This window comes from Mesorhizobium sp. M8A.F.Ca.ET.161.01.1.1 (genome assembly GCF_004792105.1).
In the GTDB taxonomy this organism is placed as follows: Bacteria; Pseudomonadota; Alphaproteobacteria; order Rhizobiales; family Rhizobiaceae; genus Mesorhizobium.
Genome location: NZ_SRTD01000005.1, coordinates 332,470 through 356,571 on the forward strand (window position 1 = coordinate 332,470; position 24,102 = coordinate 356,571).

General features: G+C 64.2%; 22 protein-coding genes. 11 read left to right on the forward strand and 11 right to left on the reverse strand.

Annotated elements, in window-relative coordinates; genetic code table 11:
• The first annotated feature begins 113 nt into the window (after positions 1-113).
• The 3 genes from EN804_RS15840 (at position 114) to EN804_RS15850 (ending at position 1,771) form a co-directional block, all read left to right on the forward strand.
• On the forward strand, positions 114-758 hold the full coding sequence (locus EN804_RS15840) for a hypothetical protein (RefSeq protein WP_135920188.1): 645 nt from the start codon (positions 114-116) through the stop codon (positions 756-758).
• Between the two features lie 22 nt (positions 759-780).
• Entirely contained in the window at positions 781-1,323 is a 543-nt protein-coding gene (gene hpt / locus EN804_RS15845) for a hypoxanthine phosphoribosyltransferase (protein WP_127279434.1), read from the forward strand.
• Between the two features lie 76 nt (positions 1,324-1,399).
• Positions 1,400-1,771, forward strand: coding sequence for a response regulator (locus tag EN804_RS15850; RefSeq protein WP_167531492.1), 372 nt, complete (start codon positions 1,400-1,402; stop codon positions 1,769-1,771).
• On the opposite strand, the gene EN804_RS15855 is transcribed toward EN804_RS15850, so the two are convergent.
• Positions 1,772-2,719 carry a DMT family transporter gene (locus EN804_RS15855; RefSeq protein ID WP_135867558.1) on the reverse strand — a complete coding sequence of 316 codons (948 nt, stop codon included), beginning with the start codon at positions 2,717-2,719 and terminating at the stop codon, positions 1,772-1,774.
• Between the two features lie 222 nt (positions 2,720-2,941).
• Between EN804_RS15855 and EN804_RS15860 the strand changes: the two genes are divergently transcribed.
• Positions 2,942-3,817 (forward strand): LysR substrate-binding domain-containing protein, encoded by an 876-nt coding sequence (locus EN804_RS15860; protein ID WP_127280878.1) that lies wholly within the window; start codon positions 2,942-2,944, stop codon positions 3,815-3,817.
• Between the two features lie 25 nt (positions 3,818-3,842).
• Here the strand turns inward: EN804_RS15860 and EN804_RS15865 are convergent, their stop codons facing one another.
• The gene (locus tag EN804_RS15865) at positions 3,843-6,437 is read right to left on the reverse strand and encodes a TIGR02302 family protein (RefSeq protein WP_135920190.1); all 2,595 of its coding nucleotides are present in this window, start codon (positions 6,435-6,437) and stop codon (positions 3,843-3,845) included.
• Between the two features lie 213 nt (positions 6,438-6,650).
• On the reverse strand, positions 6,651-7,592 hold the full coding sequence (locus EN804_RS15870; protein ID WP_135920192.1) for a threonine/serine dehydratase: 942 nt from the start codon (positions 7,590-7,592) through the stop codon (positions 6,651-6,653).
• A 50-nt stretch (positions 7,593-7,642) separates the two neighbouring features.
• Between EN804_RS15870 and EN804_RS15875 the strand changes: the two genes are divergently transcribed.
• Positions 7,643-7,945 carry a metalloregulator ArsR/SmtB family transcription factor gene (locus EN804_RS15875; protein ID WP_127279851.1) on the forward strand — a complete coding sequence of 101 codons (303 nt, stop codon included), beginning with the start codon at positions 7,643-7,645 and terminating at the stop codon, positions 7,943-7,945.
• A gap of 20 nt (positions 7,946-7,965) precedes the next feature.
• Here EN804_RS15875 and lysA read toward each other — a convergent pair whose 3' ends face one another.
• The 3 genes from lysA to argH all read right to left on the reverse strand — a co-directional run bounded on the left by lysA (position 7,966) and on the right by argH (position 11,008).
• Positions 7,966-9,234 carry a diaminopimelate decarboxylase gene (gene lysA, locus EN804_RS15880; RefSeq protein ID WP_135867556.1) on the reverse strand — a complete coding sequence of 423 codons (1,269 nt, stop codon included), beginning with the start codon at positions 9,232-9,234 and terminating at the stop codon, positions 7,966-7,968.
• A 27-nt stretch (positions 9,235-9,261) separates the two neighbouring features.
• Positions 9,262-9,468: a lipoprotein gene (locus EN804_RS15885; RefSeq protein ID WP_015315543.1), complete on the reverse strand. Its 207-nt coding sequence runs from the start codon at positions 9,466-9,468 to the stop codon at positions 9,262-9,264.
• A gap of 139 nt (positions 9,469-9,607) precedes the next feature.
• Positions 9,608-11,008, reverse strand: coding sequence for an argininosuccinate lyase (gene argH, locus EN804_RS15890; RefSeq protein ID WP_135920195.1), 1,401 nt, complete (start codon positions 11,006-11,008; stop codon positions 9,608-9,610).
• Between the two features lie 37 nt (positions 11,009-11,045).
• Between argH and EN804_RS15895 the strand changes: the two genes are divergently transcribed.
• A complete protein-coding gene (locus EN804_RS15895; RefSeq protein WP_135883474.1) occupies positions 11,046-11,726 on the forward strand; it encodes a TlpA disulfide reductase family protein in 681 nt (226 codons plus the stop codon).
• Positions 11,727-11,744: 18 nt separating this feature from the next.
• On the opposite strand, the gene EN804_RS15900 is transcribed toward EN804_RS15895, so the two are convergent.
• Together EN804_RS15900 and EN804_RS15905 are read right to left on the reverse strand one after the other, a co-directional pair.
• Entirely contained in the window at positions 11,745-14,195 is a 2,451-nt protein-coding gene (locus EN804_RS15900) for an EAL domain-containing protein (protein WP_135920197.1), read from the reverse strand.
• 164 nt (positions 14,196-14,359) lie between these two features.
• Positions 14,360-14,530 carry a hypothetical protein gene (locus tag EN804_RS15905; protein WP_246693431.1) on the reverse strand — a complete coding sequence of 57 codons (171 nt, stop codon included), beginning with the start codon at positions 14,528-14,530 and terminating at the stop codon, positions 14,360-14,362.
• Between the two features lie 313 nt (positions 14,531-14,843).
• On the opposite strand from EN804_RS15905, the gene EN804_RS15910 reads away from it, so the two are divergent.
• From EN804_RS15910 to EN804_RS15930, 5 genes are all read left to right on the forward strand, one after another.
• Positions 14,844-16,196: an extracellular solute-binding protein gene (locus EN804_RS15910; protein ID WP_127279191.1), complete on the forward strand. Its 1,353-nt coding sequence runs from the start codon at positions 14,844-14,846 to the stop codon at positions 16,194-16,196.
• A gap of 157 nt (positions 16,197-16,353) precedes the next feature.
• Positions 16,354-17,238, forward strand: a complete 885-nt coding sequence (locus EN804_RS15915) for a sugar ABC transporter permease (protein ID WP_135867552.1) — start codon at positions 16,354-16,356, stop codon at positions 17,236-17,238.
• 7 nt (positions 17,239-17,245) lie between these two features.
• Entirely contained in the window at positions 17,246-18,160 is a 915-nt protein-coding gene (locus EN804_RS15920; RefSeq protein WP_135920199.1) for an ABC transporter permease subunit, read from the forward strand.
• A 15-nt stretch (positions 18,161-18,175) separates the two neighbouring features.
• Positions 18,176-19,276 (forward strand): sn-glycerol-3-phosphate import ATP-binding protein UgpC, encoded by a 1,101-nt coding sequence (locus EN804_RS15925; protein WP_127872232.1) that lies wholly within the window; start codon positions 18,176-18,178, stop codon positions 19,274-19,276.
• 29 nt (positions 19,277-19,305) lie between these two features.
• On the forward strand, positions 19,306-20,115 hold the full coding sequence (locus EN804_RS15930; RefSeq protein WP_135920202.1) for a phosphodiesterase: 810 nt from the start codon (positions 19,306-19,308) through the stop codon (positions 20,113-20,115).
• 42 nt (positions 20,116-20,157) lie between these two features.
• On the opposite strand, the gene EN804_RS15935 is transcribed toward EN804_RS15930, so the two are convergent.
• From EN804_RS15935 to EN804_RS15945, 3 genes are all read right to left on the reverse strand, one after another.
• Positions 20,158-21,240: an ABC transporter ATP-binding protein gene (locus EN804_RS15935; protein WP_135920204.1), complete on the reverse strand. Its 1,083-nt coding sequence runs from the start codon at positions 21,238-21,240 to the stop codon at positions 20,158-20,160.
• Entirely contained in the window at positions 21,237-22,817 is a 1,581-nt protein-coding gene (locus EN804_RS15940) for an iron ABC transporter permease (protein ID WP_189524036.1), read from the reverse strand. The genes EN804_RS15935 and EN804_RS15940 overlap by 4 nt, the downstream gene beginning before the upstream one ends.
• A gap of 172 nt (positions 22,818-22,989) precedes the next feature.
• Entirely contained in the window at positions 22,990-23,997 is a 1,008-nt protein-coding gene (locus tag EN804_RS15945; RefSeq protein WP_135914906.1) for an iron ABC transporter substrate-binding protein, read from the reverse strand.
• Between the last annotated feature and the right edge of the window lie 105 nt (positions 23,998-24,102).

Consider the following 24,102-nt stretch of genomic DNA (forward strand, 5'->3'; position numbering starts at 1 on the left):
GCGGTTAATTCCTGGCTTGTTTCGGCTCTTCAAGAGGGCTCCGGTGGGGAAGCGTTAACCATTTGTGTTTACGCAAAAGAAACGAAAAGCGAACGTGCCGCAATGCTGGGGCCATGATGGCTGAGGAACGAACCGCGCGCCCGGTTTCCGGCGAAATCATGACCGAACCGCCGGCAATTGCCATGGCGGACCGGATCGTGCGCGGTCCGGCGGCAGATATCGTCGATGCGGACTATGTTGTGGTGTCGCGGCCCGTTTCACCGGTCGAAAACGTTTCGCCGCTGCCGCGCCTGATTCTCACCCCGCCCATCGAGGGCATGGACATGCTGCGCAAGCCGGAAGCGCCGGCGGAGCAGCGGCCGGCCTCGCGCGGCGGTCCGATTTTCTGGATCGCCGGCATCGGTGCAGCCCTTGCCGCGTTCTGGGTTTCCGGTGGCCACGCGCTGGTGCGCCAGGCGCCGTTCCTGGCCGGCGCGCAAGCGTCGGCGCTGACCATTTCAGGCGTCACCTCACGCGTCGACGTCTCGGGCGCCAATCCGGTGCTGTTCGTCGATGGGGAGGCCGCCAATGACGGAACAAGCCCCGCGACCCTGCCGCCGCTCGAAATCCGGGTGACGGGCAATGACGGGCGCACGACCCGCTATACGTTGGGGACATCCGGCCATTCGCTGGCGTCGGGCGAAAGATTCGGCTTTGCCAGCCGGCTCGACGTGCCTAAGAACGGCGTAAGAACCGTTTTGGTTACTTTCGCCAAGTAGGCGACACCGGGGAAGACCATCAATGCCCATCGTACGCGGCAAGGACATCGAAGTCCTGTTTTCGGCATCGGCGATCGCGCGGCGCAATCTCGAACTCGCCAAGGAGATCGCCGGGCACGACTATCATGATCTCTTGGTGATTTCGGTGCTGAAAGGCTCGTTCATCTTCGCCGCCGACCTGATCCGGGCCATGCACGATGTCGGCCTGTCGCCGGAAGTCGAGTTCATCTTCATCTCCAGCTATGGCGCCGGCACCAGCAGCGGCGAGGTGAGGGTGCTGCGCGACATCGACAACGAGGTTGCCGGCCGCGACGTGCTGTTGATCGACGACATTCTGGAATCGGGCAAGACGCTGAGCTTCACCCGCGACCTGATGCTGTCGCGTGGCGCGAAAAGCTGTTCCATCGCCGTGCTGCTCGACAAGCGCATGCGCCGCCAGACCGCGCTCAATGCCGACTATGTCGGCTTCGACTGCCCCGACTATTTCGTCGTCGGCTATGGCATGGACGTTGCGCACGCCTTTCGTGAATTGCCGTTCGTGGGTGTCGTCAAAGGCGACGTTTGAGCCACTCCCCAAAAAGACTTGCTGACCCGTCCCGCCTTCAGGAAAAGTCAACTTTTCACCGCCAAATATGCCGGCCATGGCAAAGCTTCTGATCGTCGAGGACGATGAGTCCGTCCGCACCCTGGCAGCCCGCGCGCTCGAACGCGCCGGCCACGCAATCGATATCGCCGCCGATGGCGCGCAGGGGCTTTCGCTGATCCGCGCCGCAAACGGCGGCTACGATCTCGTCGTCTCCGACATCCGCATGCCGGAGATGGACGGCATCGAGATGGCGGTTGCGGCCGCGGCGCTTTTCCCGGCGATGAAGATCATGCTGATGACCGGCTATGCCGACCAGCGCGAGCGCGCCGAGGAATTGAACGGCATCATCCTCGATGTCGTGCAAAAGCCCTTCACGCTGGCCGAGATCCGTTCGCGCGTCGAACGGGCGCTGATCTGCTTCGCCTGATCAGGCTGGATCCCTGGCGACAAGCGCCGGCGCCGGAGCGGTCCGCCGCTCGGTGTTGAGCGCCAGCAGGCCGGCGCCGATGATGAGCGCCGCGCCGATCACGGTTGTCGAGCGTGGTACCTCGGCGAAGAACAGGAAACCCCACAGCGGCGACCACAGGATGCCGGTATATTCGAAGGTGGCGACGCGGTTGGCCGGTGCCAGCCGGTAGCCTTGCGAGAGCAGGATCATGCCGGCCGAGGCGACGAACCCGCACGCCGCCATTTTCAGGAAATCCGGCAGTGACGGCCAGATCCACGGCCGCACCAGGAATTCGAGGCTCGGATGGACGGCGTGGGTTATGCCGGCGAGGTGGAACGTGCCGGCGACCACGGCGGCGCCGACGAGATAGGCGCCGTTCTGGTAGAAGGCCATGACGGTAGACGATTCGGTGTCGCCGATCTTGCGGGCCATCAATTGCGAGAAGCCGTAGAGCGCCGCCGAGCCCAGCGACAGCAAGGCCGCCCAATCGAACAGCCCAGCGCCTGGACGCACCATCACGACCACGCCGAGCAATCCGATCAGCACGGTCGCCAGCGTCCGCCAGGAAACGCGTTCGCCAAGATACGGCCCGGCCAGTGCCATGATGAACAGCGGCGCCATGAAATAGAGCGCCACGGCGTCGGCCAGCGGCAGGGCGGCGATGGCCAGGTAATAGACCGTGTAGGAGGTGAACTGGATGAAGGCGCGTATGGTCAGCAGGCCGAAGCGCCGCGACAGGATGGCCCGCAAGCCAACATCGGCGTGGACGAGAACTATCAGGATCGGCAAGGCGACGATCGAGCGGATCGCCATCACCTCGGTCACCGGATAGCCGCTCGACACGGCTTTGACGAGCGGGTCCTGCAGCGAGAACACCAGCACGCCCAGGCACAGGCTCAGGATGCCGCGCACCATCCTATTGTGCATCCGTGTTCAGGCTCCCGCGCATACGATCCGGCACCCCTGTCCAGATCAAAAAGAACCCGCCACCGTTTTCGGGCAGCGGGCACGAGTGAGGACTCTTCGATTGGTCCGCAGCCGATTTCGCGGCTGCATATCCAATGGGTGAGGCGACTATCGGTCGACGTTTGACATGTTGCAAACGAATTGGAATGATGCCAGCAATCAAATTTACTTATGATGGATGCCATGCGGCCAACCCTCGACAGCGATCTCCTGCGTACCTTCGTGGCCATCGCCGAGGCCGGCAATTTCACGAGGGCCGCCGAACAGGCCGGCCGCACCCAGTCGGCCGTGTCGATGCAGATGAAGAAGCTCGAGGAGTTGGTCGGCGACACCTTGTTCGAGCGCGGTTCACGTGGCGTCGCACTGACGCGGCGTGGCGGCGAACTCATCGTCAATGCCCGCCGCATCGTCTCGCTGCTCGACGAGACGGCTGCGTCGATGGCGGCGGCGCCGCTGGGCGGGCCGGTGCGCATCGGCATTCCGGAGGAATATGGCCACGCCATCCTGTCGCGCGCGCTCGGCGCATTCTCGAAGCGCCATCCCAAGGTCGAAGTCACGGTGCGCTACGCCCATTCGTGGGCGCAGGTCGCGGCGCTCGCCGCGGGCGAGCTCGATCTCGCCGTGGTCTTCGAGTGGCAGGACCTTTCCGGCGGCGAGGTGCTGATGCACGACCCGACCGTGTGGGTGACGTCGAACCTGCATCACATGCATGAGGAACAGCCGCTGCCGATCGCGCTCTACAACCGCGCCGGCTGGTGCAAGGACTTCGCCATCAAATCGCTGGAGCAGCGCGGCCTTGCCTATCGCGTCGCCTATACCAGTGACACCAATGGCGGCCTGAAGCTTGCCGTCACCTCAGGGTTGGCGATCGCGCCGATTTCGCGCAGCAACATTCCGGCGGACTGCCGCGAACTGACGTCCGCGGATGGGTTTGGCGACATCGATTCCTCCAATGTGGTGATGCACCGCAACCCGAACGCTTCCGGTGAAGCGATCGACGGCATGCAGGAGGCGATCCGCGAGGCGTTCGTCAACAGGCAGGTCCAACCGGCGTCATAGACGTCTTCGGTTGCTCCGCCGTTTACTATTTCAGTTCCAGCAACCGTTCCAGATAGCTGCGCTCGATATCGGGGCTGAGCGCGTTTCCGAGCCGCTTGCGGATCGCTTCCAGGATCTGGCGCGCGCGCTGCACGTCGATCTCATCGGGCACTTTCACCGAATCGCCGAAATCGGGACCCTGGCTGGCGCGCGGCCGGCCGAGCGGGTCACGGTCGGCGTCCTGCTGACGGCCACCTTCCTGGCTGCCGCCCTGGTCGCCCTGCATGGCCTGCATCTGCTTCATCATGTCCTTGGCGCCCTTGCGCAGCGCCTCGAGCGCCCGGCCCTGGTGGCCGACGGCCTCGTCGCCCTGACCCTCGCCAAGCGCCTGCTCGGCGCTGCCCATGGACTTGCCGGCTTCGCCAAATCCTTCATTGGGCTCCATGCCCATGCCTTCGAGGCCCTTCTTCAGCTGTTCGAGATCGCTTTTCAGCTGCCCCTGGCCTTCTTGCAACTGCTTCAGCGCATCGGCGAATTCCTGCGGCGTCATCGGCTTTTGCCTGGCGAGCGGATCGCGGTCCTCGCCAACCCCTGGCTTGTCCTGGTTCTCGCCGCTGCCTTCGCCGAGCTGCTCGTCGCGATTCTTGCCACGCTGTCGCTCGCCGCGCTGCATCTGGTCCATGCGGAACGTGTCGTTCATCATCTCCTGCTGGCGCCGCAAAATCTCGCCGAGCTTGTCCATCTGCTGGCGCATCTGGCTGTCCTGCTCACCGCCCTGCTGCTGGCGGCCGGCCTGGAGGTTGTTCATCATGTCCTGCAGTTGCGACAGCAATTGCTGCGCCTTGTCGCGGTCGCCCGACTTCGCCAGGTTCTCGATCTGGTCCATCATGCGGTCGATGTCGCTCTGGCGCAGTTCCTGGCCGTTCTGCTGCATCTGCGGCGCATTCGGGTTCTGCTTGGCGCGTTCGGCGAATTCCTGCAGGAACTGGTTCATCGCCTCGCGCAGTTCCTTCATCGCCTTCTCGATCTCGGCGTCGCTGGCGCCGTTCTTGATGGCGTCCTGGAGCGCCTGCTGCGCCTGGCGCAGCCGCTTTTCGGCGGCCGATAGATTGCCCTCCTCGATGCCGAGCGCGATTTCCCAGAGATAGGCGACCTCGCCGCGCAGCTGATCATCGTTCCCGGCCAGTTTCAGCCGGCTCATCGCGCTCATGATGGCGAGGTAGTGGGACATGTTGTCGAACGTGTCTTCAGGCCGCAGCGTGATGGCGTCCATCAGGTCGAGCACGCGCGGCCTGGCATTGGCGTCGAGCGCGAGCAGGCGGCGCTGTTCGATCACGGCGCGCGCCAGCGGGTTGGCGAATGGCCGCTCGGGCATCGAGAGCGTCTTGGTTTCGCTGGACGCGGTGTGTCCGGCGTCGTCGGTGGCGACCAGCGTCAGCTTGATGCTGCCGCCGGCCCAGACATGCTCGGTCAGATCTTTCGTGGTCCGGGCGGCATTCGACTTGCCGCCGCGGCGCGGCAGCGTCAGCGGCATGTCGGGCGGACCATAGAGCGGATGCGCACCTGGCGCCTGCGGATCGGCCAGCGCGAAGACCGCCTTGGCGGTGGCGGCGCCATAGTCATCGTCGATCTGGTAGTTGAGCTCGAAGGCGCCGTTGGCGGCGCGCTTGGGCTCGCCGACGAAGCGGATCTGCGGCGGCTTGTCAGGGATCACGGCGAAGGCCCAGCGGCCAAGCTGGTCGTCGCCCGATTTCAGCGTCAGCATGCCATCGCCAGTCAGCTTGCCGGTGAATTGGCGCACCTTGGACGGTGCCGGGCTTGCGGCCGGTTTGGCCGTGGCGGCGGCTTGCGGGCTGGCCGGGTCGATGGCGCGGGCGTTGCCGTCCTGGTCAGCATAGGCAAGCGTTTCCTCGCCCGAGCCTCCGGTGACGCGCAAGGAGACGTCGCTACCCTCGGGGACGTGGAAAGTTGGCGTCGCCTGGTTGGCGTCGGCGGTCAGGAAGATCGGCGGCTTGCCGGTATAGGCCGGCGGCGTCACCCAGGCGTCGATGCGCGGCGGCATGGCGTCGAGCGTGCCATGTGCGCTGAAACCGTCTGCTATCCTGCCGCCGGTCGGCCCGAAGGAGAAGGCAAAGGCGGTGACGAGCAGCAGCGCCGCCACGGCGCGAAGTCCCCAGGGGTCGCGCTCCGGCACGCGCGTGCGTGGCAGGTCGGCGCCGAGACTGTCGAGCTTTCCAGCCATGCGCTTCTGGTGCTCGCGCCAGAGCGCCTGCGAAAAGCTGCTTTCCTGGCCGCTGGGCCGGTCGCTCTGCACCTGTACGGGGCTGTGCAGCAGTTTGTTGGCGGCCTCGATGCGGCGATCGACCTCGGCGGCGCCAGGCATGCGGAAAAAGCGCAGCGGATAGAGCGCGGCCAGCCCTGCCAGGCCGAACAGGGCGACAAGGCCGACGCGCACCACATCCGGCAGCCGGGGGAAAATGCCGAACCAGGAGGCGCTGAGGAAGAGAGCGACGACAATGATGAGCGGGAGCAGCAGCGGCCAGCCACGCTCGACCATTATCGCGATCCGCGTCGCCAGCCGGCTCAAGGCAAGGCGTCCGGCCAGGCCGCGATCGTTGCTGAAGATGGGTCGTTGCGTCATCGGCCCTTCCTAGAGCTCTGTTCCGTCCTGAAAGGACCGGTATGGGCTCTATCTCCTTGAGCATGATCTGTTCCGAAAACCGGATTCGAGTTTTCGGGACCATGCCGTGGGGCGGGGCAGGATGGCCCAAGCCTCACGACTCGAAGAATACCAGCAAACACGGCAAAGGCGAGGCGGTTTGAGAAAACGTGAAGCCGGCCGAAATGGTTGCGATCAGAAATTGGCGGGGTTTGCGTTGGCACCACAGACCAGCACGGCCACCCGTTCGCCCGGCGTCGGCGCGTAGCGGCCGGACAGGATCGCGGCGAAGGCGGCGGCCCCACCTGGTTCCGAGATGATGCGCACGCGGTTCCAGAGCGCCTTCTGGGCGGCGATGATGTCGTCATCGCTGACCAGGATGGAGCGTTCCACGAAGGCTTCGGCGATCGGGAACATCATTTCGCCGACGCGCTTTGGCGCAAGCGAATCGGCGGCGATGCCTTCGGCCGGCGCGTCGACCGGACGGCCGGCCTCGAAGGCGCGATGAAGCGTCGGCGCGCCCTCGGGCTCGACGGCGACGATGCGGATGCGGCCGGCATACCAGGCGGCGATACCGCCGATCAGGCCGCCGCCGCCGACGGCGACCAGCAGCGTGTCGATCTCAGGCAGATCGCTTTCGATCTCGAGCCCGAGCGTGCCCTGGCCGATCAACGTTTCCTCCTGGTTGAAGGCGTGGATCTGCAGGGCGCCGGTTTCCTCGGCGAAACGTTCGCTGGCGGCCAGCGCTTCGGCATAGCGGGCACCGCCGACGACGAGGTCGGCGCCATAGCCGCGAATGCGGTCCAGCTTGGCCTCCGGGCTCACTTCGGGAACGAAGATGGTCGCCTTGTGCCCAAGCCGCATGGCGGCGTAGGCGACAGCGGCGCCATGGTTGCCGCCCGACGCGGCAACGACGCCGGCGTCGGGAACCGGCCGCTCCAGAAGGTTGGTGAAGGCGCCGCGCGCCTTGAACGAGCCGGAATGCTGCAGGCATTCGAGCTTGAGGTCGACCGCCAGTGGCGGCCGGTCGAAGTCGGCCATGTCGATGCGCAGCACCGGCGTGTGCCTGACATAAGGGCGGATACGCGGTTCCATCGCGGCAATGCGTTCGCGTGTGACGGTGTTGCCCTGCGACATCAAAATCTCCTCGGGATTGACAGCAATTAGTAACTTGGCAAAATGGCTAAATGCAAGAGGTTGATGTCTTCAAGGCGATCGCCAACGAACGCAGGCTACAGATTCTTGATTGGCTCAAGGATCCGCGTGCGCATTTCCGGGCACAGGCGGATGGCGATCTGGTCGAGGACGGCGTCTGCGCGCTGCTGATCGCCGAGAAGCTCGGCATCACGCAGGCGACGCTTTCCGAGCATATGCGTGTGCTTACCCAGGCCGGCCTGCTCAGAACCAAGCGCATCAAGCAATGGACCTTCTACCGCCGTGACGAGGACAGGATCGCCGACACAAGGGCGCTCATCCAGAACCGGCTATAGCATCGCGGCCAGGGCGGCTTCTATGCAAGCCAGTCCGGCACCGAATCCAGCCCGATCAGTTCGTCATAGGTCAGGCGCGGACGAACGACATGGAAACGGTCGCCGTCGACCAGCACCTCCGGCACCAGCAGGCGTGTGTTGTAGGTGCCGGCCTGGACCGCGCCATAGGCGCCGGCAGTGGAAACGGCGACGAGATCGCCCGCCTTCAGCCTCGGCAGGTCGCGGTCGAGGCCGAGATAGTCACCGGTCTCGCAGACCTGGCCGACCACATCGACCATCATGCGCGGCGTGTCGGCCGGCGGCTGCACGACCGGCCTGATCTCGTGAAAAGCATCGTAGAGCGTCGGCCTGATCAGGTCATTCATGGCGGCGTCGACGACGAGGAAGTTCTTGGCGTCGCCTTCCTTCACGAAAATCACTTCCGAGACCAGGATGCCGGCATTGCCAACGATCAGCCGGCCCGGCTCGAACATCACCTTCATGCCCAACTTGGTGACATGCTTGCGGACGACCTGGGCATAGGCGTCGGGCAAGGGGGGAGGGTTGTTGTCGACGCGATAGGGAATGCCGAGGCCGCCGCCGAGATCGACATGCTCTATCGCATGTCCGTCGGCGCGCAGCGCGCCGACCAGGTCGACCAGCAAAGCGAAGGCGTCGTCGAAAGGCTGCAGTTCGGTGATCTGGCTGCCGATATGGGTATCGATGCCGGTGATCTTGATGCCGGGAAGCGTTGCCGCGCGGGCATAGACCTGGCGCGCCCGCTGCCACGGAATGCCGAACTTGTTCTCGGCCTTGCCGGTTGAGATCTTCTTGTGGGTCCTGGCGTCGACATCGGGATTGATGCGCAGCGACACCGGCGCCACCTTGCCGAGAGCCGAGGCGCGGGCCGACAGGAGTTCGAGCTCCGGCTCGGATTCGACGTTGAAGCAAAGGATGCCAGCTTCGAGCGCAAAGTCCATTTCACGCGCCGTCTTGCCGACACCGGAAAACAGGATCTTGCTGGCCGGGACGCCGGCGGCCAGTGCCCGGCGCAATTCGCCTTCCGAGACCACGTCGGCGCCGGCGCCGAGCTTGGCCAGGGTCCGCAGCACGGCCTGGTTGGAATTGGCCTTCATGGCGTAGCAGACCAGCGCGTCGAGCCCGGCAAAGGCCTTGACGAAGACACGGTAGTGCCTGGTCAGGGTCGCCGTCGAGTAACAGTAGAACGGCGTGCCGACCTGTGCGGCGATATCAGGGATTGCCACGTCCTCGGCATGCAGCACGCCGTCGCGGTAGTCGAAATGGTTCACGAGAGTGGTTCCGGAAGTTGGCGGGCGCTAGATCAGCGGGTCGAGGATGAACTTCTTGTCCACGACCGGTTTTTCCGGTTCCGGCGGCACGGGCTGGTGGGCCTTCTCGGCATCCTTGCGCGCCTGGACAGCCGCCTCATACGGCGTATCGAGGCCGGCCTTGCGGCCGCAGGCGGTCACGGAGGCAAGCGCCGCAAGCAGCGTCAGCGTTACCAAAATCCTGCTTCCGGTCATCGATCCATCCGTCCGAAACGTTTGCCAGCCGCCGCTTTTAGCCGAGTTCTCAACGTATTGCACCCCGGATATTGCCGATCGCAACATCGGGATATTTCTGGTCGCAACATCGGGATATTGCTGATCGCAATATCCGAGATCACGCCTTGGCGATACGCTTTTCCCAGGCGCGGATCTGCTTCCTCACTTCCGACGGCGCGGTGCCGCCGAAGCTGGTGCGGCTCTTGACCGAGTTCTGCACCGCCAGCACCGAGAATATATCGGAAGTGATGCCCGGGTTGATCGATTGCAGATCCTCCAGCGCAAGCTTCTCCAGGCTCACCTTCTTCTCTTCGGCCAGTGCCACTGCGCGTCCGGTGACATGATGGGCTTCGCGGAACGGCAGGCCCAAGGTGCGCACCAGCCAGTCGGCGAGGTCGGTGGCGGTGGCGTGGCCGGAGCCGGCTGCCTTCTTCATCGCGGCCGCATTGACCGTCATGTCCGAGACCATACCGGTCATCGCGGCCAGCATCAGGTCGAGCGTCTCGGCGGCGTCGAAGACCGATTCCTTGTCTTCCTGCATGTCCTTGCCATAGGTCAAAGGCATGCCCTTCATGACCGTCAGCAGGCCGACCAGATGGCCATTGACGCGGCCGGTCTTGCCGCGCACCAGTTCGGCGGCGTCGGGGTTCTTCTTCTGCGGCATGATCGAAGAGCCGGTGGAAAAGCTATCCGACAGCCTGATGAAGCCGAATTGCGGCGTCGACCAGATGATGATCTCTTCCGCCAGCCGTGACAGATGGGTGGCGCAGATCGCGGCCATGGCGAGGAACTCCAGCGCGAAATCGCGGTCGGAGACGCTGTCCAGCGAATTGCGCATCGGCTCGCGGAAACCGAGCGCCCTGGCGGTCTGGTGACGGTCGATCGGGAAGCTGGTGCCGGCAAGGGCGGCGGCGCCGAGCGGGCTCTCGTCCATCCGTTCGATGGCGTCGCGCACGCGCGACAGGTCGCGCGAAAACATCTCGACATAGGCCATGCAATGGTGGCCGAAGGTAACCGGCTGCGCCGCCTGCATATGGGTAAAGCCCGGCATCACGGTCGCCGCATGCTCCCCGGCCCGTTCCAGCAGCGCCCCGATCAACCCCTTCAACGCCTCGGCGACGCGAAAACACTCGTCCTTGACCCAGAGCCTCAGATCGACCGCCACCTGGTCGTTGCGCGAGCGGGCGGTATGCAACCGGCCGGCCGCCGAGCCGATCAGGTCGGCGAGCCGGGCCTCGACATTCATGTGGATGTCTTCCAGCCTGGTCGAGAACTCGAACGTGCCAGCTTCGATCTCTTTCAGGATCGTGTTCAGGCCGTGAGCGATTTTTTCTTGATCGGCAGCCGAAATAATGCCCGTCTGCGCCAGCATCTCGCTATGGGCGATCGAACCGCGAATATCCTGCGCGTAGAGTTTGCGGTCGAACGAGATCGACGCGTTGATGGCTTCCATGATCGCGGCCGGACCCGAGGCAAATCGTCCGCCCCACATCTGGTTGCTGGTCTTCTTGTCGCTCATCGCTATAAAACCCGTGCCTCGGAGCAGTTTTGAGAAAATGGCAGACGGAAACAGATTTTTCCCGGCCCCGCGCCTGATCCTCGCCGCCCTGGTGGCGGGAGCGCTGGCCGGCGCGGTCGCGGTATATGTCAGCGAGAGCCGGTCTGGCAACAACGCACCGGCGCAGGTGGCCGCCGGCGACAGCAAGGACGACGTCGCCTGCGCCGCCAAGAGCGATCGCGCCAAGAAGGTGGCGGCCGCGGCCACCGGTGAGGTCGCGGCACTTTTGCCGGCCGATCCGCCGCAGTCGATGAGGAGCCTCGCCTTCAACGGGCCGGACGGCAAGCCGATGACGATCGCCGACCATGCCGGCAAGACGGTGCTGCTCAATCTCTGGGCGACATGGTGCGCGCCATGCCGTGCCGAAATGCCGGCGCTCGATGCGCTGCAAAAAGAGAAAGGCAGCGACGCCTTTCAGGTCGTCGCCGTCAACGTCGATGCCGGCGACGATGTGAAACCGAAGAAGTTTCTCGCCGATACCGGTGTGCACACGCTCGGCTACTACCGGGATTCGACGATGACACTGTTCAACGACCTCAAGACGCGCGGTCTGGCGCTCGGCCTGCCCGTCACCATGCTGATCGACGGCGAAGGCTGCCTGATCGCCCATATGAACGGTCCGGCTGAATGGTCCGGGCCGGACGCCAAGCGGTTGGTCGAGACGGCGCTCGGGTCGTGAGCCAACGCATGTCGCGGTTCAAGCCGAGCGCACGCTCGGCTTGAGCAGCACGAGGCTGCCATCCTGGCGGCCGGCACGCACCGGAGTGGGCTTGCCGTGGCCGGTCAGGTCGTCGAACGCCTCGATCGGCGCCGGCTTGCCGAGATAGTAGCCCTGGCCGATCTCACAAGCCTCGGCGTCAAGGAACTTCAACTCGCCAAGCGTCTCGACGCCTTCGGCCAGAACCGGCAGGCCAAGGCCGCGCCCCAGCCCCAGCACCGCGCGCACGATCGCCGCGACCTGGCCGTTCGTGTCGACCGCCTTGATGAAGGAGGAATCGATCTTAATCTTGTCGAAGGGGAAGGCGCGCAGGTTGGAAAGAGAGGAATAGCCGGTACCGAAATCATCCATGGCTACGCGCACGCCGAGCGACTTGACCTGGCGCAGGGTTGCCAGCGCACGCGGCATGTCCTTCACCAGCGCGGTTTCGGTGATCTCGAGTTCGAGCCTGGTCGGGGCAAGGCCTGTCTTCAGCAAGGTCTCGTGGACCTTGCGGCTGAAATTTGGGTTGTGGAGCTGCACCGCAGAGACGTTGACGGCGACCGTCAGCGGGTTTTCCCAGCGCGCGGCTTCCTCGCAGGCCGCTTCGAGCACCCAATCCCCGATCTGGCCAATCGCGCCGCTGTCCTCGGCCACCGGAATGAAAGTGGCCGGAGAAACCTCGCCACGCTCAGGATGGCGCCAGCGGATCAGGGCCTCGAAGCCAACCATCTTGCCGCTGCTGATCTCCTTCTGGGGCTGGTAGACGAGGTAGAATTCACCGCGCACGACGGCCTGGCGCAATTCGTGCTCCATCACGCGTTTGTCGCGAGCCTCGGCGCCCATCGAGGCTTCGAAATAGCGAAACGTGTCCCTGCCTTCGGTCTTGGCGCGATAGAGTGCCGTATCGGCATGGCTGATCAGGCTGGTCTGGTCCTCGGCATCGAGCGGATAGACCGCGATGCCGATGCTGGCCGAGACCAGCCCGCCACCGACCGCTGCCCGGTTTTCCTCACGCATGGCGGCGAGTACCGCATTGGCGATGCGGCCCGCCGCCTGCGGGTCGGGCAAATTGGGGGCTATGATGGCGAATTCGTCGCCGCCCAGGCGCGCAAGCATCTGGCCGTGGCGCAGAACGCCGGACGCGCAGCTTGCCACTTTCTGCAACATGGCATCGCCGGCGCCGTGCCCGTAGAGGTCGTTCACCTCCTTGAAGCGGTCGAGGTCGAGCAGCAAGAGCGCAAGATGCCGGCCCTTGATGTTTGCGTCGGCAGTGGCGACGCGGTTCATCGATGCGATCTCCGCGTCGAGACGGCTGGAGAAACTGCGGCGATTGGCAAGCCCCGTCAGCGGATCGAAATGGGCAAGGCGAAGGATCTCCTGCTCCGCCTTCCTGCGTTCGCGTATGTCGCGTACGGCGATGACATTGTGGGGCTTGCCGCAATAATCGATGCTCCTGGCGATCAGTTCGACGGGTATTCTCGTCCCATCGCGGCTCCTCAACTCCGCTTCCTGCGGCTGGCCCTCCAGGCTGGTCGCATCGGATGCTGCGCGTTCGTCGAAAAGTTCGCCCAGTTGCATGCCGTTCAGGGCCGTAGCCGGCGCGCCGGTCAGCTTGCCCATGCTGTCATTGGCGCTGACGATGCGACTGCCATCGCAGACGATCAGGCCTTCCACGGCTGCATTGGCCAGGCCATGCATGCGGTCGACCTCGAGTTTCTGGCGACGGAAGCGCAGGTCGATCCACAACGCCGATGCCGACAGAACCAGGATCACCAGGGTGGCGGCCGCGGCCGCGAAAGCCTGCGAGGTCGGCGCGATCGTGTACTGCGATATGACAATCGAGGAATCGGGAAAGATCGAGACGGCGCCCATGCCGATGAAATGCAAGGTGCAGATAGCCAGCGTCAGCAGCACCGCGCCGGCGGATGTCGCTGACAAGGAAGGGCGGCGCAGAACGACATGCAGCGCCAGTGCCGCAAGCGTCATACCGGCCAGCAGGGAAACGGCGACAAGCATCAGGTTCCATTCGATCCGCCCCTGGACCTCGAACGCCGCCATGCCGACGTAGTGCATGGCTGCGATGCCGCCGCCCAGGATGGCGCCGCCGACGAGATGGTAATCGATCTCGTCCCGCAAGGTGGCGATCCACATGCCGGCCGCCGTCAATGCGACCGAGGCGGCGAGCGAGATCACGGAGAGCCCCGGATCGTAAGCGCTGGGGATGCCCGGCGTGAAGGCGAGCATGGCAATGAAATGCGTTGCCCAGATGCCGAACCCCGTCGAAGTCGCCGATATCATCAGCCAGACCAGCCGGTTACGGTCCGTCGAGCGGCTGATGTGGTGAAGCAGGTTTACAGCAGAGAAACAGGAAATTCCGCAGATCAGCGCTGCCAGTGCGACCAGTCGCAGATCGTGCTGGTGCACGATGCAGTTATAGACCGTCAGCATCTTATTTCCCCCTAGCCCACAGGAAATAAAAAAAGAAATATGACTGATTAATGCTTGGCTGTTGAAGGATCGATAAAGTCGCCTGCAACCATAGCGTGCCTTCGTGGCGCAGGCTGGCCGCAAAGGCACCGACCGGTTCAGCCGCATCGACTTGAAGATGGCGGCTATTTCAGGCGAACGGTCACGGTCAGGGCTTCATGATCCGAGCTCGGGCTGCCGTCCGGCAACACCGCCGGAGGGACCGCCGGCGCGCTGGCCGCGAGGCCGCGTGTGAAGAACCAGTCGATGCGGCCGACCGGCATGCCGGCAGGCCGGCGCTGGGTGGACAGGTCCATGTCGTTGGCCGCCTGCCAATCATAGCCGCGCTCGGCAAGGGCCGCGAACAGCGGCTCATGGCGCTTGCTTCACCAGCATTTCATCATCCCTTTAGCCGGATAACCATGACGGCCTTTACGTCCCTGACAGCCGCCCTAGCTACCTAAGGCGCCGGTGTGACGTTTTCATGCCGGCGCAACCGCCGAGGGGGAGGAAAGACCGGCTGTCCACAGGCCCGGGAGGCCACAACAGAACTGTCACATACCTTCTCTAAGAGAGCGGGCAAGGACTTGCGCAGACCCTTGTCAACAGTCATTCAAGAGGGAAGAAATCATGACGATCATCAAGCGGGGCCTCGCTGCCCTTGCCGCAGGCGTGCTCAGCACGGCGGTGGCGGTTCCTGCCTTCGCGGAACCGGTAAAATTCGATTTCTGGTTCGGCCTTTCTGGCGATCTTGCCCGCGTCGTCGATACGCTGTGCAAGAACTTCAACGAGTCGCAGAAGGATTATGAAGTCACCTGCACCAGCCAGGGCAATTACGACGCGACGCTGCAGAACACCATCGCCGCCTTCCGCGCCGGAAAGCAGCCCGCCGTCGTCCAGGTCTACGACGTCGGCACCGCCACCATGATGCTGTCGGGCGCCTACAAGCCCGCCGACAAGCTGATGGAAGAAAACGGCTACAAGATCGACTACGCCGACTATTTCCCCGGCATCGCGCGCTACTACGCGACGTCGAAGGGCGAGATGCTGTCCTTTCCGTTCAATTCCTCGACCCCGCTGATGTACTGGAACAAGGATGCTTTCGCCAAGATCGGCAAGACCGAAGCGCCCAAGACATGGGAAGATGTCGCCACCGATCTCCAGGCCTTGAAGGACGCCGGCTATGAATGCCCGATGGCGATCAACATCTCGGCCAATGAAAGCTGGCAGCTGATGGAGCAGTTCTCCGCGCTGCACAACCAGCCGATCGCCACCAAGAACAATGGCTATGACGGTCTCGATGCCCGTCTGGAAGTCAACAAGACCAAATTCGTCCAGTACGTCACCGATCTGAAGAAGTGGTATGACGCCGGCCTGATCAAGATCAAGTCGAAGGATCTCGGCCAGGACATGGTGCAGGCCTTCGCCACCGGCACCTGCCAGGTCATTCTGACTTCGGTCGGCGACCACGGCACGGTCGGCCGCACGCAGAAGGAAGGCATGAAGTGGGATGTCGCCGAACTGCCGGTCTACGCCGGTACCGAGCGCAAGAACTCGCTGGTCGGCGGCGCTTCACTGTGGGTACTTTCCGGCAAGTCGGACGCGGAATACAAGGGCGCGGCCGCCTTCCTCAACTTCATCCATGACCCCAAGACCGCCCTGTTCTGGTCGACCAACACCGGCTACATCCCGGTGACCAAGTCGGGCTTCGAATACCTGAAGTCGCAAGGGTTCTACGACAAGGCGCCCTACAAGGGCCGCGAAGTCGCGATCGCCAGCCTGACCGCGTCGGAGCCGACCGAGATCACCCGTGGCGTGCGCCTGGGCAACTTCACCCAGATCCGCGCCGAGTTCGGCACGCAGATGCAGGCGATCTTCGCCAACAAGGTCAGCGTCCAGGAGGGTCTCGACACGCTGGTCAAGAATGGCGACGCCATCCTCGACCGCTTCCAGCAGACCTATCCGGGCAAGACGCTGCCCTGATCCGCTGAAATGCACTGGCCCGTCCGGCGACTCCCGTTGAGCATGATCGCGAAACCGGTTTCCAGTTTCCGGGATCATGCTTGGGTCGACGGGCGGCCATTTCGTTATTAGTCTCACCTTGCACCAAGCGAGCCGCTTGAGCGGCGTCGGCGGACCGATGGAAAAACGCGTCACTTTCAGCAGATGGACGATCGGTATCCTGTTCGCGGTGCCGCAGCTGTTCCTGATCTTCACCTTCTTCTACTGGCCGGCCGGCCAGGCGGTATACTGGTCGCTGACGCTGCAGCAGCCTTGGGGCGGCGGCAACATCTGGGTCGGCCTCGACAATTTCCGCTCGATCCTGTCCAACGCCGATTACTGGAACTCGATCACCGCCAGCCTGATTTTCGCGGCCATCAGCACCGGCCTGGCGATGTTCATCGCGCTGGTGTTGGCCGCCTTGACCGACCGGCAGCTTGCCGGCTCGTGGCTGTATCGCGTGGTGCTCATCTGGCCCTACGGCATCGCCGCGCCAGCGCTGGCCCTGGCATTTCGGTTCATCCTGGCGCCGGAAGCCGGCTTCATGGCCGTCGTCAACCAGGTCTGGCCCGGCTTCTGGGATCCCGGCCTCGATGGCACCGATGCCATGGCCTCGATCATCGTCGCCTTTTCCTGGAAATATGTCGGCTACAACTTCATCTTCTTCCTCGCGGCCTTCCAAGCAATCCCGCGATCCCTGATCGAGGCGGCGGCGATGGACGGCTCCGGTGTCCTCAGGCGCTTCTGGGACATCCAGTTCCCGCTGATCACGCCGACCATCTTCTTCCTGCTCGTAATCAATATCACCGAGAGCTTCCAGGACTCCTTCGGCATCGTCGACATCATGACATCAGGCGGACCGGCGAACGCCACCAACCTGATGGTCTACAAGATCTACTCGGACGGCTTCAAAGGCCTCGACTATTCGGGCGCGGCCGCGCAGAGCATTATCCTGATGGTGCTGATCGTCGCCCTCACCATTGTCCAGTTCCGCTTCATTGAGCGGCGCGTGCACTACAGGTGAGATGATCATGGTCGAACGCACCCCGTTCCTCAATTTCTTCACGCATCTGATCCTGTTCGTCGGCTTCGTTTTCTGTGTCGCGCCGTTCGCCATCGTGGCGATCGCCGCGTCGCACAATCTCAAGGACGTCAACGATGTGCCGATGTCGCTGTTGCCGGGCAGTGACTTCTGGGTCAACATCAAGACGGCCTGGGTGACGGCCGATCTCGGCCCCAAGCTGCTCAACAGCTTCATCATGGCGTTCGGCGTCGCGGCGGGCAAAGTGATCATCTCGGCGCTCACCGCCTTCTCGATCGTGTACTTCCGCTATCCTGGCCGCATGCTGATCTTCTGGCTGATCTTCATCACGCTGATGCTGCCGCTCGAAGTGCGCATCGTGCCGACCTACGCCGTGGTCGCCAACGTGCTCGAGCCCTATCAGACGATCCTGGACCTGACCGGGCTGTCCTGGCTGATCGAGAAAGTATCGGGCGTGCGGGTTGCACTGAGCCTGGGGCTGCTCAATTCCTATAGCGGCCTGATCCTGCCGCTGGTCGCCACCGCGACCGGAACGTTCCTCTACCGGCAGTTCTTCCTGACCGTGCCGGACGAGTTGACCGAGGCCGCGCGCATGGACGGTGCCGGGCCGCTGCGGTTCTTCATCGACGTGCTGCTGCCGCTGTCGCGCAACAATATGGCCGCGCTCGGCACCATCATGTTCCTGTGGGCCTGGAACCAGTATCTGTGGCCGCTGCTCATCACCACCGACCAGTCGCATGCGATGGCGGTGACCGAGCTCAAGCAGCTGATCCCCAATGTCGGTGGCGCCCCGGAATGGCACATCGCCATGGCCGGAACGCTCATCATCATGCTGCCGCCGATGATTGTCGTGGTGTTGATGCAGCGCTGGTTCGTGCGCGGCCTGATCGCCACCGAGAAATAACAGGGAGACAGAAGAATGGCCTCCATCGCAATACGCGGCGTCAAGAAGAACTATGCCAAGACGCAGGTCGTGCATGGCGTCGACCTCGACTTCGCATCGGGCGAGTTCGTCGTCATCCTGGGGCCATCCGGCTGCGGCAAGTCCACCTTGCTGCGCATGATCGCCGGGCTGGAAGAGATTTCCGACGGCACGATCGCCATCGACGGCACGGTGGTCAACAAGCTCGAGCCGCGTGAGCGCGGCTGCGCCATGGTGTTCCAGAACTACGCACTCTATCCGCATATGAGCGTGGCGCAGAACATCGGCTATTCGCTGAAGGTATCAGGTGTTCCCTCGGCCGAGCGCAACCAGCGGATCCAGGCGGTGGCCCGCACGCTTGAGCTCGAGCATCTGCTCGACCGCAAGCCGATGGCGCTTTCGGGCGGTCAGAGGCAGCGCGTCGCCATGGGCCGGGCCATGATCCGCGAACCGAAAGTCTTCCTGTTCGACGAACCGCTGTCCAATCTCGATGCCAAGCTGCGCGTGCAGATGCGCTCGGAAATCCGCAAACTGCATCGCCGGCTGAACGCCACCTCTGTCTTCGTCACCCACGATCAGGTCGAGGCGATGACGCTGGCCGACCGGCTGGTGGTGATGAATGGCGGACGGGTCGAACAGGTCGGCACGCCAGGTGAGATCTACACCCGCCCGGCCAGCCGCTTCGTCGCTACCTTCGTCGGCGCGCCGGCCATGAACATTCTTGAAGGCACCGTCGAACTCGACGGGCTGTCGCTGCTCGGCGGCAGCCGGCGCCTGGGCATGGCTCGCGCCGGCCTGCCGGTCGGTACGAAGGTGGCGATGGGCATCCGGCCGGAAGCCGTCCGGCTGGTGGCGCCGGGAACGCCGGGCGCGCTCGATGCGACTGTCGACCTGGTCGAGGAACTGGGTGCGGGGCGGGTGATCTATGTCGACCTCGACGGCGCGCCGTTTTCGGTGATGACCTCGGAGGCCGTTCATCCCGAACCCGGCAGCACCGTCGGCCTAAAGATCTCGCCGGACGACATGCACTTCTTCTCGTCGGAGACAGGGACCCGTCTCGATGTCTTCAAGGCTTCCGTGCCCGAGCCGGCGCTTTGATTTCCCAAACGCTCAGCCAAGAGACGCGCATGAAAATCATCCAGGTCACCGACGTGCATCTTGGCCGGCGAGGTGAGCGCCGCTATGGGGCGGACCTGCATCAGCGGCTGGATCGGTGCATCGCGCACATCAATGCGCATCACCCCGACGCCGCGCTTTGCGTCTTCACCGGCGACTTGACGGAGACCGGTGCGCCGCAGAGCTATGCCGATCTGCGCGTTGCGCTTGGCACGCTGTCGATGCCGTACAGGCTGCTGCCGGGCAACCATGACCGGCGGGCCAATCTCGTGGCCGTGTTTCCCGAAATTCCGGTCGACGAAAACGGCTTCGTGCAGTCGGTCCACGATACCGGCAACGAGGTGCTGTTGTTTCTCGACTGCCTGGCGGAAGGACGCATAGAAGGCGAACTGTGCGACAGCCGGCTCGCCTGGCTCGAAGCCCGGCTGGGACAATCCGGCGGCAGGCCAGCCTACGTCTTCCTGCATCATCCGCCGGTCGCGCTCGGCCTGCCGCAGCTCGATCCGCTGGCGCTCGAACAGCCCGAGCGGTTGCTCGGCCTGCTGCGGGGCCATGGCAACGTTCGACACATCTTCTTCGGCCATGTCCATCGCGACATTGCCGGCACCGTTGCCGGCATTCCGTTCTCGGCGCAGCGCGGCCTACATGCCCGGTTCGAGCTTGCCCTCGACCGATCGAGCGAGATCGTCGAACAGGCGCCGCCGTCCTACGCCGTCATCCTCGTCGGCAGCGCCAACCAGTGCGTGGTGGTGCACGGTTGCGATTTTCTCGAGCAATGGCCGATTTATTCAGCGGAAACCGGCGAACGCATCACGGCGTGAGCTGGCCACTTCGCTGGGGTTCAGCGCCTTCAGCCGTCGCTCTCAAGCGAAGACATGCGCCTTGCCCGATACGGTCAGTCGTACGATCTCGCCGACCGCCGGTGCGTCCATGCCGGATTTGCGCAGGATCAGCGGCGTGCCGCCGATGGCGGCGGCGTCCGGCGGATCGGAATTGTTCAGAAGCCGAACCGCGACCGTGCATGTCGAGCCGGCGAACTCCGATTCCGTCACCTCGCCGAACAGCATGTCCGATGTGCCCGACATGCCCTCGCGCGAGGTGCGTTTCAGCCCGATCTGTTCCGGCCGCAGCATGATGCGGACGATATCGCGGCTGTCCGGCGTGTCGACCGCGATGCGGCCGAGCGGGGAGCTGGCGAAGCCGCCCGAGACGCTGGCCGGCAGGATGATGGCATCGCCGAGGAACTCGGCGATCATCCTGTCCTTCGGCTTGAGATAGAGTTCGCGCGGCGTGCCGACCTGGGAAAATTTTCCATCGCGCATCACCGCCACCTGGCTGGCGAAGGACAGCGCCTCGGCCTGGTCGTGCGTCACCAGGATGGTGGTGATGCCGGCCGCCTCCAGAAGTTCGGCCACGGCCTTGCGCATCGAGGCGCGCAGGCCGGTGTCGAGGGCCGAGAACGGCTCGTCGAGCAGCATCAGCCGCGGCTTCATCGCCATGGCGCGGGCCAGCGCCACGCGCTGCTGCTGACCACCGGAGAGTTCGTGCGGGCGGCGTTTCAGGATCGCCTTGTCCAGTCCAACGATATAGGCAAGTTCGACGATGCGCTCGGCGCGCTTGTCGTCGCCCCGGCCCATGCCGAAGCCGATATTGTCCGAGATGGTCAGATGCGGGAACAGGGCGCCGTCCTGCGCCACCACGCCAATGCCGCGGCGATGCGCCGGAACGGCGGCGCCGCCATTGGCCAGCACCTGCCCGTCGAGCACGATGCGGCCCTGATCCGGCGCCTCGAAGCCGGCGATCAGCCGCAGCAGGGTCGTCTTGCCGCAGCCGGAAGGTCCTACGATCGCCGTGCGGCTGCCGCTGGCGACATTCAGGTCGACGCCGGCCAGTGCGGCGACCGGGCCGTAATGCTTGTGCAGATTGCGGAGTTCAAGAAAGCTCATCGTCCGGCCATCCGCTTCGACTGGACATAGAGCAGCCAGGTCAGGGGCAGCGACATCGCCACCATGATGAAGGCGTAAGGGGCGGCCGAGGCGTAGTCGATCTCGCTGCTGTAGGACCAGAACGCCATCGCCAGCGTGCGGGTGCCGTTCGGCGCCAGCATCTGGGTCGCGGTCAACTCGTTCATGATGCCGAGCGCCACCAGCGCCATGCCGGCCGCGGCACCCGGCGCCGACAGGCGGATTGTCGTCGACCACAGCGCGTTGAGCGGCCGCCGGCCAAGGCTCGACGCGGCGCGCTCGAGCTCGACCGGTGCCTGGGCGATCGAGGCGCGCAGGCTGACCAGGGCACGCGGCAGGAACATCAAGGCATATGCGACCAGGATGGTGAACAGGGTCTGGTAGAGCGGCAGGGCGATGCGCACGGTGATGGTGACCAGCGCCAGCGCAATGACGACACCCGGCAGCGAGCCGACAATGTAGTTGCATCCCTCCATAAGGCGCTGCAGCGGTCCCGGCGCGCGGATCGAGATCCAGGCCATCGGCATCGCCGCGACAGTGGCAAGCAGCGCCCCGGCAAGGGACAGGAACAGCGTCTGGCCGAGTGCCAGTCCAATCTCGTCGAGACGCCAGACATCGGCGCCGCCGGCGAGGAGCCAGCGCCCGATGGTGATGAACGGCACGCCAAGCGCCAGCAGCGTGGTGACGAGGAGCAAGGCAAGGCTCGGGATGGTGGCGCGGCCTAGGCCGATGCGTTGCTGATACCGCGCAGCACCCGAGCCGACACGGGCATAACGTTCCTCGCCGCGCACCAGCACTTCGAGACCGAGCAGCACGAAACAGCAGGTCACCAGCACGCCGGCCAGCATGTTGGCGGCCGGGCCGTTGAAGGTCGACTGGAACTGGTCGACGATCGCGGTGGTGAAGGTGTCGAAGCGGATGAAGACGTAGAGGCCATATTCGGCCAGCAGATGCAGTCCGACCAGCAGCGAGCCGCCGCATATTGCGAGCCTGAGCTGCGGCAACACGACACGCCAGAACACGCGCCAGGGTCCGAGACCAAGCGCCGCCGCGGCATCCTCCAGGGCAGGATCGAGGCGGCGCAGCGCCGCCGATACCGGCAGGTAAAGGAAGGGAAAATAGGCGATAACGGACACCAGCACGCCCGCCCACAGGCCGTGCAGCCCCGGCACCATGGTGATCCAGGCATAGGAATGGACGAAAGCGGGGATGGCGAGCGGCGCCACGCAGAGCCAGGCCCAGAGCCGGGCGCCGGGCAGGTCGCTGCGTTCGGTCAGCCAGGCCAGCATCAACGACAAGGTGATGGCGATCGGTACGGCCAACAGCACCAGCAGGCCGGTGTTGGCCAGCAGCTCGCCGACACGTGGCCTGAAGATCAGCGCCGAGACGGTCTCCCAGCCGGTCTGCACCGCGATCCATAGGATGAAAGAGAGCGGCAGCAGCGCCAGCAGGGAGACAGATATGGCGGCGGCGACAAGCCAGGGCGCCGCCCGCCGTTGCGCCCGCCGGCGCATCTTGAGCGGCGGGCCCGGGCGCGCGAGATGGACCGCGGACTGCATCAGCTCACACGCCGCGCCGTTGCCGCCCGGCGGCGGCAATTGAAGGACCACGGTCGCGGTCGGATAGGCAACGTGTCGTCATCGACGAATGCAATCTCGAAAAACAAAACGCTCCCGCGGAAAGAGAGTCCGCGGGAGCACGGTCCGGCGTTCTTATTAGGACGAACGCCAACTAAAGCAAGCCGGCTGCCGTCATCAGGTCGGTGACCTTCTTGGAGTTGAGCGTCGTGGCATCGACCTTCGGTGCCTGCAGGTCGGCCAGAGGCACCAGCTTCGGATTGGACTGGGCGCCCTTGCCGACCGCATATTCGAAGGAGGTTCCGTTCTTCAGCACGTCCTGGCCACCCTTGCCGGTCACCCATTTCAGGAAGGCCTGGGCTTCCTTCTGGTGCTTGCTCGAAGCCAGCACGCCGCCGCCGGAAACCGACACGAAAGCGCCCGGATCCTGGTTCTTGAAATAGTGCAGCGCGACGTTCTTGGAGTTTTCGCCGGTCTTGGCCTGATCGCCAAAGTAGTAATAGTGGTAGATCACGCCGCCTTCGATCTCGCCGGCATTGACCGCCTTCATCACCGTGCTGTTGCCCTTGTAGGCGGTGAAATTCTCCTTCATCGCCTTCAGCCAGTCGGCCGTGGCGGCCTCGCCCTTGAGTTGCAGCAGCGCGCTGACGATGGCCTGGAAATCGGCGCCGGAAGGCGAAGCCGCCCAGCGGCCTTTCCAGCTCGGATCGGCGAGATCGAGCATCGACTTGGGCAACTGATCAGCCTTGAGCTTGGTCGTGTTGTAGGCAAAAACGGTGCTGCGCGCGGCCACGCCCACCCATTTGCCGCTGGCCGCCTGATAGTCCTGCGGGACCTGAGCCAGCGTGTCGGCGTCGACCGGCGCGAACAGGCCGGCATTCTCCACCAGCGCCATGGCCGGCGAATTCTCCGTCAAAAACACGTCGGCGGGCGAGGCGGCGCCTTCGGAGACGATCTGGTTGGAGAAGTCGCTGTCGCCGCCGTTTCGCAAGGTGACCTTGATGCCGGTTTCCTTGGTGAACCCTTCGGCCCATTCCTTGGTCAGGCTTTCATGCTGGGCATTATAGACGATGATGCCGGCATCTTCGGCCGTTGCCGGACCGGCGGCCAGGCTGATTGCAAGCACCGCTACGCTGGCCAGGGCAAGAAGGGGGGATTTCATAAGGTACTCCTCGGGTTGCCCGCACTGCGGGTGCGTCCGAGTATCAATTCATGAATGGGTTAGTCAAGATTGAAAGCCAATCGGCATCATCACGGTTTCGCGTGT

Coding starts and splice junctions, on each gene's coding strand:
- EN804_RS15935 (WP_135920204.1), bottom strand. CDS start 21,240: ATGAGCTTTCTTGAACTCCGCAATCTGCACAAGCATTACGGCCCGGTC.
- EN804_RS15895 (WP_135883474.1), top strand. CDS start 11,046: ATGGCAGACGGAAACAGATTTTTCCCGGCCCCGCGCCTGATCCTCGCC.
- EN804_RS15930 (WP_135920202.1), top strand. CDS start 19,306: ATGAAAATCATCCAGGTCACCGACGTGCATCTTGGCCGGCGAGGTGAG.
- EN804_RS15870 (WP_135920192.1), bottom strand. CDS start 7,592: ATGTCGCAGGGCAACACCGTCACACGCGAACGCATTGCCGCGATGGAA.
- EN804_RS15925 (WP_127872232.1), top strand. CDS start 18,176: ATGGCCTCCATCGCAATACGCGGCGTCAAGAAGAACTATGCCAAGACG.
- EN804_RS15905 (WP_246693431.1), bottom strand. CDS start 14,530: ATGGACCTGTCCACCCAGCGCCGGCCTGCCGGCATGCCGGTCGGCCGC.
- EN804_RS15855 (WP_135867558.1), bottom strand. CDS start 2,719: ATGCACAATAGGATGGTGCGCGGCATCCTGAGCCTGTGCCTGGGCGTG.
- EN804_RS15860 (WP_127280878.1), top strand. CDS start 2,942: ATGCGGCCAACCCTCGACAGCGATCTCCTGCGTACCTTCGTGGCCATC.
- EN804_RS15945 (WP_135914906.1), bottom strand. CDS start 23,997: ATGAAATCCCCCCTTCTTGCCCTGGCCAGCGTAGCGGTGCTTGCAATC.
- EN804_RS15915 (WP_135867552.1), top strand. CDS start 16,354: ATGGAAAAACGCGTCACTTTCAGCAGATGGACGATCGGTATCCTGTTC.
- EN804_RS15885 (WP_015315543.1), bottom strand. CDS start 9,468: ATGACCGGAAGCAGGATTTTGGTAACGCTGACGCTGCTTGCGGCGCTT.
- EN804_RS15850 (WP_167531492.1), top strand. CDS start 1,400: ATGGCAAAGCTTCTGATCGTCGAGGACGATGAGTCCGTCCGCACCCTG.
- EN804_RS15920 (WP_135920199.1), top strand. CDS start 17,246: ATGGTCGAACGCACCCCGTTCCTCAATTTCTTCACGCATCTGATCCTG.
- EN804_RS15865 (WP_135920190.1), bottom strand. CDS start 6,437: ATGACGCAACGACCCATCTTCAGCAACGATCGCGGCCTGGCCGGACGC.
- EN804_RS15910 (WP_127279191.1), top strand. CDS start 14,844: ATGACGATCATCAAGCGGGGCCTCGCTGCCCTTGCCGCAGGCGTGCTC.
- hpt (WP_127279434.1), top strand. CDS start 781: ATGCCCATCGTACGCGGCAAGGACATCGAAGTCCTGTTTTCGGCATCG.
- EN804_RS15840 (WP_135920188.1), top strand. CDS start 114: ATGATGGCTGAGGAACGAACCGCGCGCCCGGTTTCCGGCGAAATCATG.
- EN804_RS15900 (WP_135920197.1), bottom strand. CDS start 14,195: ATGCTGACGGTCTATAACTGCATCGTGCACCAGCACGATCTGCGACTG.
- EN804_RS15875 (WP_127279851.1), top strand. CDS start 7,643: ATGCAAGAGGTTGATGTCTTCAAGGCGATCGCCAACGAACGCAGGCTA.
- EN804_RS15940 (WP_189524036.1), bottom strand. CDS start 22,817: ATGCAGTCCGCGGTCCATCTCGCGCGCCCGGGCCCGCCGCTCAAGATG.
- argH (WP_135920195.1), bottom strand. CDS start 11,008: ATGAGCGACAAGAAGACCAGCAACCAGATGTGGGGCGGACGATTTGCC.